Raw genomic sequence first — 6,378 nt, 5'->3', positions numbered from 1 at the left:
GCGTGGCCAGGCGGGGGACGCCGAGGAGGCGCTGCGCTGCTTCCAACAGTCGCTGGAAATCGCCGAGGACCTGCAGCGAGCGAACCCGGGCTCGGCCGCTGCGGCGCGGGACGTGAGCGTTTCGCTGGAGCGGCTAGGCGGCTTCTATCTGGCGCGTGGCCAGGCGGGGGACGCCGAGGAGGCGCTGCGCTGCTTCCAAAAGTCGCTCGAATTGCGCGAGCAACTGCAGCGAGCGAACCCGGGCTCGGCCGCTGCGGCGCGGGACGTGAGCGTTTCGCTGAACAAGCTGGGCGACTTCTATCTGGCGCGTGGCCAGGCGGGGGACGCCGAGGAGGCGCTGCGCTGCTTCCAACAGTCGCTGGAATTGCGCGAGCAACTGCAGCGAGCGAACCCGGGCTCGGCCGCTGCGGCGCGGGATCTGCTCATCTCGCGGGAGCGAATGAGTGCGGTGCTGAGCAAGCAACCTTCGCCGGAGGCGCCTCGGCAAGCATTGGAGTATCAACTGCAAGCCGTCGAGGTGGCCGAGGGCCTCTATGAGCAGAACCCGGGCTCGGCCTATTTTGGACAAACCGCCGCAAGAAGTTGGTTTCTGGTTTTTCATCGAGCGCAGGCCGCCGGTGATGAGCCGATTGCCGCCGCCGCGCTGAATCGTTGCTACCAGGTGTTATCCGCGCTGATCGCCGCAGGCATTGTCTTGGACGGGCAACTGGTCGGCCTCCACTCCCAACTCCAAGACCATTTCGGATCGTCGGAAACCTGAACCAGGCATCGCCGGTGAAACGCTGCCGTGTGGCGCTGCCCCAACTCCGGCGGCCGATCAAGTTGGAGCCCCCTTCACGGCATTGCCCCCTGTGCGCTGGCAAGCAGCCCGCGCAGTTGCTCGACCAACCTGCCATCGGGCGGGTGGCTGCGCAGCATCTCGCCGCGGCTGCTGTCGAACAGTTGGTCAAACTGCACGATCATCTCGCGGATTTGGCTGATGTTACGCTCGCAGTGCGTCATCTCGAAGCCGTGCGTCGCCCCGCGCTTGAGTCCCTCGTATGCGACGTCTTCGCCGAGCAGGACGAGATGGGGCAACGGCACCGACGTGAGCGCAATCGCACAGCGATCGATTGCCGCCAGGTCTGCCTGGGCCGCCACGGGGTCGTCCTGAATGTCACTGGTGCCTTGGAGCAGGCCGATCAAGCGCGCATAGCGGTCGCGCAGCCGCTGAGGCAGCATTCCCTCGGGGAAGCCTCGCGGCGGATTGAGGACGAGCTTCATCCGAGCCCCCCTGCCCAGCACCGAGCGCAGAAGATTGCGCTCCTCGAGCAGCAGCTTCTTATAGTCGAGTCCAAGGTGTGGATCGGCCGGCTCATGGTCGCTGATTGCCAACGACCCCAGTCCCGCGACCATGCGGATGACCGTTCCGTCGAGTGGCCTCTCGGCGGCCTCGTCAAGCCAGCGTCGCAAGTCGCGCACCAGCATGCGCGTGCGCGGGACACGACCGCGGATGATGTTCCACACCTCGCCATCGGTCCGTGCCTCGATCGCTGCGCGGATGAACTGTGGCAGGTCCGCTCGTAGCTGCTGGCGTCCTGTCTCCGTGTGTACATAGTTTAACTGTCGAAACTCGTGCACATCGTACGGAGGAGACTTACAAGGCTGGGTAATGATGACCACCCGCTCTGGCCCCAACAATTGATGAGCGATGCCCAATTCGTAGAAGACGTTTGGGTTCTGGTCCGAGATGTCCGCCACGACGACGGCCGCATTACGGATCTGCTCCACGATCTGCGATACGACGCTGCCCGGCCTGCGGCTGTGATCGCCGCGGACATACCCCAGGCCGCAGTCGTCCGCAGCCGCGGCCAGGATGCGATCGATGTCCGCGTGGCGTTCATCGAACGGCAGGATGGCGAAGCAAAATCCCATGGCCGTATGCCTTGCCAATGCACGGGGAAAGGATCGAAAGCGCCGCTTCGATCGCCTGCTCGATAGAATCCAAAGTGGTTTACCAACCGTGGGCGTGCCAAGCAAGCATTGCTGTACCTGGTGTTCACGGCCCAGATCGCACTACGCGCGTTCACACGCGGCAAACAATTCTTGTTTGAGGCACTCGCGCTCACGTGGCTTGTTCGATGCCAGGCAAATCAGTTGGTAGTGGATCTGCAGCGCGTCGCTCAGGCGGCGGGTAACCGTGGTGCGAGGGTTGCAATCGGCTGCCAGCGGCGCCGGCACCAGGGCCATGCCCAGGCCGGCCAGGGCGAACTGCAGCGTCGTTCGCCAGTTGCCACCCTCGACGGCAAAACTCAGCCCGCGGGCATCGTCGGCCAGCGCCGCTTCCAACTGTCGACGCACGCCCGACTCCGGATCGGGCGCGGCCAAGGGCCACCGTGTGAGCAGGTTCAGGTTCAGGGGCCGTTTGTCGCTGGTCGCCGCGAGTCCTTGTCCGGCGGCGGTGTTGCGCAGCGCGACCACGCACAGTCCGAAGTTGCAGAGCGGCTCGATTTCCAGTTCCACGGCGCCGCCGAAGCTGCTGTTGAGCAGCGACTGAATCTGCAGCGGCGAGTGCGACACGATCGCCAGATCGAGCGTACCTTCGGCGGTTTGCAGGATCCGCCGTTGTCCGCGGATGATTCGCACCTGCAGCTGCCAACCTGGCAGCCGCGGTTGCATGCGACTCAGGGCGCCCGCCAGAAAGCGCTCGGCGAAAAAGCTGCCCGTACCGATGGTCAGCCGCTGTGCGAGCGGCGATTGGCGCCAGCATTGGCGGAGCACGAGATCGAATTGCTCGACGAGCTGGCGAATGGCGGGCAGCGAGGCACGGCCGCGTGGCGTGAGCTCCAGGTGTTTGCCCCTGCGGCGGAGAAAGGCATCGCCCTGCTGGAACGTCCGGAGCCGCCGGGTAATCGCCGACTGATCGTAGCCCAACCGCCGGGCGGCCGCCGTCACCGTTTTTTCCTGGTCGAGCGCCACGAGCGCGCGAAACGCCTCGATCGTCGGCGGTGCCAGGGATTCGCGTTCGTTCATCGCGCGTGCTCCGTCGCCAGGAAGTGCTAAATCGCCGGACGCATCACATGATGCACAATGTGCATAAGTGTGAACATTCTATTGCTCATGGAGCATATACCAACTTAGGCTACGGGAGTTACCAGCAAGGTGGTTCAAACTCCCTGCGGTAGGGTCGCCGCGACCGATGCCCGTCGCCCGCTGGGCGTGCCGCGGTCGGCGTTCGAAACGTGGCAGCAAGGTTTTGACACCGCCCGGCGAGCGCGCAGCGAATAGCTTGACTATTCAAATCGACGGGGAGCATCGTTTGCGCCGTGTTTCCGAGGAATTTCCGACTTACAATGCCCGCCGCAGTGATTGCGGCATCATTCTGAAGCTGCGAGGAGCAACCATGGCCGTGCAGGGGTTTCCGATCGTCGAGGTCGCAGTCACGGTTTTTCGTTGCGAGGGCAGACTGCTGTTGGTATTCAACGCCGGTTGGGGCGCCTTCACACTCCCGATGACGAAGCGTCGTCAGGAGACCCAGCCGCAACATCCGCACGCGCCGAGGAACGAAGCGTGGGACGACGCGGCGATGCGCAATTCGGGGGAGTGTCTGGGGCGCACTTCGACCGCTGTCCCGACGCTGGCCTGCGAGGTGACCGAATGGCTGCAAAGCGACCGCGACGGGAAGGTCAAGCGATTCTCCTTTCAGGTCTACGTCGTTGACTTGCCAGGCAGCGAGGCTTTCCCACCAGGCCTGATCGCCGAATGGCTGCTGCCCGAGGAGGTGCTCGACGAGCGCCGCCGGCCGATTTCGCCAACGGCCCGTTTCCTGGTCGGTCGCCTGCAGGCCGAGGCGGCCTTGCACGCGTAATTCAGCCACGGACGGCGACCAGCAGCCGTCAGCAATTTCCCGGGGGCCAGCCATGTCGAAGTCGATCGCCTCGATCGCCCTGATCCGCCGCGAGGCCGAGGGACAAACCCTGTGGCTGGCCCAGTGGAACGAAGGTTGGCAGTCGTATCACTTCGTCGGCGGTCACAAGCACGAGGACGAAACATTTCGCGATTGCATCGTCCGCGAGATCGACGAGGAGCTCGGGCTTCGCGAAGCGGCCGACGTCGTGGTGGCCTCGGCCCCGTTGGCGCACCTGGAATACACCGACGTCTCGGGCCGCACGGGCGAGCACACCGACTATGTCATCGAGCTGTTCGACGTCGCGCTCGTGGGGAACGAGGCCCGCGGCAAGATCGAGGCCAATGGGGCCAATCGCTGGCTGAGCGAACCGGAGATCATGGCGCAGCGCTGCGACGATGGTCGGCTGGTCAGCCCGACGCCGGTCCGGTTTCTCAACCATCTCGGCTGGGACCTGTTCGTCAGCTATGCCCACAAGGACGATCAGCCCGACGGCTGGGTTAGCGCGCTGGTTCAGGCCATCCGCGCCGAGCATGCCGAATTCACGCCCACGCCGCTGCGCGTGTTTTTCGATCGCCAAGAGATCCGCTCGATGGACGATTGGCAGCGACGGATCTACGACGGGCTGCACGCCTCGAAGCTGATGTTGGCCGTATTGTCCGAGCACTACTTTGCCAGCGACTACTGCCGCCAGGAATGGCGGCAGTATCGCGATCACGAGATTCGACGTCAGATGTTGGGCGAAGCGATCGCGCCGGTCTACATCGTCACCGTGCCGGGTTTTGCCGAGAGCTCCGGACGGCTCGGCGACGAATGGCAGCTCGACCTGGCAGGACGGCAATTTGTCGATGTCCGCGATTGGCGCCCGCATGGCGTTGCCGCCCTGCGCGAAATGGCCGTGCGCGAGCAGTTGCGCCGACTCGAACAGCAATTGGCCGAGCGACTCGCGCGCACGCGCCGCCAGAGCGAGTCGAAGTCGACCGTACCCCGGGCCAGCGAACGGTTTGTCGGTCGCAGCCGGGAATTGACTCGGCTGCGCGAGGCGTTGCCGCAAGGCAAGGTGGCGGCCATCACGGCCGTCCAGGGCATCGGCGGCATCGGCAAGACGGCCCTGGCCTTTCGCTATGCCCAGACCTTTGCCGATCACTATCCCGGCGGGCGGTTTCTGGTCGAGGCCGAAAGGCTGAGCGATCTGCGCCTCGTCCTGGTGCGCTTGGCGCCCGACCTGGGGCTGCGATTCTCCGAGGCCGAACAGCGCGACGACGATCTGGCCGCCGCCCGGGTTCGGACCGAACTCGAACGGCGCGGCCGCACGTTGCTGGTCCTGGACAACGTCGATCGCCCCGAGCTGCTTGATGCACGGCAGCGTCAGCGCTTCCTGCCTGGCGGCGATCGCTTGCACGTGTTGGTCACGACGCGGCTCGAAGAAGACGCGATCCAAGCAGCCGGCCTCGACTGTGTGCCGATCGACCCCCTGCCCGATACCGACGCGATCGAGATGCTGCATCGCCATCGCGCGATTCATGGGGACGACGAGTGGAAGGCCGCCCTGCGAATCGTCCACCTGCTGGGCGGGCATGCCTTGGCATTGGAGGTCGTGGCCGTCTACCTCTGGCGGCATCCCGACGTGAGCTACCGCGGCTACCTCGAGCGCCTCGAGACCGAGGGCGTGTTTGCGGCGCTCTCAGGGACCGGCGCCGATCGGGCAGTTAAGCTCAGCGAACATCTCGTGAAACTGATCGGCCCGCTGCTGGAGCCAACGCTCGCCGGGCTCGAAACTCCCGACGCTGCGCCCGCGCTGCGGGCCCTCGAATACGCGGCGCTACTGCCGCCCGATGCGGTGGCCCTGCCTTGGATCAGGGCGCTTGTCGCCGCCGACTTTCCGAACGAGCTGGCATCCCGTTCCGGCTATGCCGACCCCTGGCAGCAGATCGAGCGACGGCTGTCGGGGCTGCGGCTGTGGACGCGCAAGGAAGACGATCGCCTGGCTCGCGTGCACCGGATTGTCCAGGAAGTGGTCCGCGCTCGCATGCCGGCGGATCGCGGTGCGGTCCAGCAAGAGGCTCTGGCGCTGGTCGTCCGAATTCGTGCCGCCGCACTGGAAAACGCGGCGCGCCTGGGCGATTTTGCCTGGGAGGCCGAGCCGCTGCGTGACTATGTCCTTGCCAGGCCCCGCGTCGACAATGCAAACGTGTTGGGCGTTGCCAACGCGATCTGCACGCCGCTGCAACACCTCGGGCGATTGGGCGATGCTGCCACGGTCGCCAGGGCGGCCGTCGCGTGTGGCGAACGAATCTTGGCAGCGGACCCGGACAACGCGGCCGCGCAACGCGACCTCTCCGTTTCATACAGCAAGCTGGGCGATGTGTCGGTGGCGCAGGGCGATCTGGCCGGCGCCAAGCGGTACTTCGAGCAGAGCCTGAATATCGACCAGCTTCTGGCAGCGGACCCGGACAACGCGGCCGCGCAACGCGACCTCTCCGTTTCATACA

General features: G+C 65.3%; 5 protein-coding genes. 3 read left to right on the top strand and 2 right to left on the bottom strand.

The features are described 5' to 3' along the window. A partial coding sequence (locus K1X74_23220) for a tetratricopeptide repeat protein (protein ID MBX7169263.1) occupies nucleotides 1-760 on the top strand: 760 nt, incomplete at its 5' end. A gap of 74 nt (nucleotides 761-834) precedes the next feature. Here K1X74_23220 and K1X74_23215 read toward each other — a convergent pair. Next, on the bottom strand, nucleotides 835-1,914 hold the full coding sequence (locus K1X74_23215) for a hypothetical protein (protein ID MBX7169262.1): 1,080 nt from the start codon (nucleotides 1,912-1,914) through the stop codon (nucleotides 835-837). A gap of 141 nt (nucleotides 1,915-2,055) precedes the next feature. Then, nucleotides 2,056-3,012 carry a LysR family transcriptional regulator gene (locus K1X74_23210; GenBank protein ID MBX7169261.1) on the bottom strand — a complete coding sequence of 319 codons (957 nt, stop codon included), beginning with the start codon at nucleotides 3,010-3,012 and terminating at the stop codon, nucleotides 2,056-2,058. A 370-nt stretch (nucleotides 3,013-3,382) separates the two neighbouring features. Between K1X74_23210 and K1X74_23205 the strand changes: the two genes are divergently transcribed. Together K1X74_23205 and K1X74_23200 are read left to right on the top strand one after the other, a co-directional pair. Then, nucleotides 3,383-3,847, top strand: a complete 465-nt coding sequence (locus tag K1X74_23205) for a hypothetical protein (protein MBX7169260.1) — start codon at nucleotides 3,383-3,385, stop codon at nucleotides 3,845-3,847. 52 nt (nucleotides 3,848-3,899) lie between these two features. Next, nucleotides 3,900-6,378, top strand: a 2,479-nt coding sequence (locus tag K1X74_23200) for a TIR domain-containing protein (GenBank protein ID MBX7169259.1), incomplete at its 3' end; no start/stop codon positions are given.

The organism is Pirellulales bacterium, assembly GCA_019694435.1.
Taxonomy (GTDB): Bacteria; Planctomycetota; Planctomycetia; order Pirellulales; family JAEUIK01; genus JAIBBZ01.
The sequence above is the reverse complement of the archived record's forward strand: the minus strand, read 5'-3'. Positions and strand labels throughout refer to the sequence as shown.

What these genes read in the sequence shown, in the direction of transcription:
- K1X74_23215 (MBX7169262.1), bottom strand. Translation starts at nt 1,914, where the DNA reads ATGGGATTTTGCTTCGCCATCCTGCCGTTCGATGAACGCCACGCGGAC.
- K1X74_23210 (MBX7169261.1), bottom strand. Translation starts at nt 3,012, where the DNA reads ATGAACGAACGCGAATCCCTGGCACCGCCGACGATCGAGGCGTTTCGC.
- K1X74_23205 (MBX7169260.1), top strand. Translation starts at nt 3,383, where the DNA reads ATGGCCGTGCAGGGGTTTCCGATCGTCGAGGTCGCAGTCACGGTTTTT.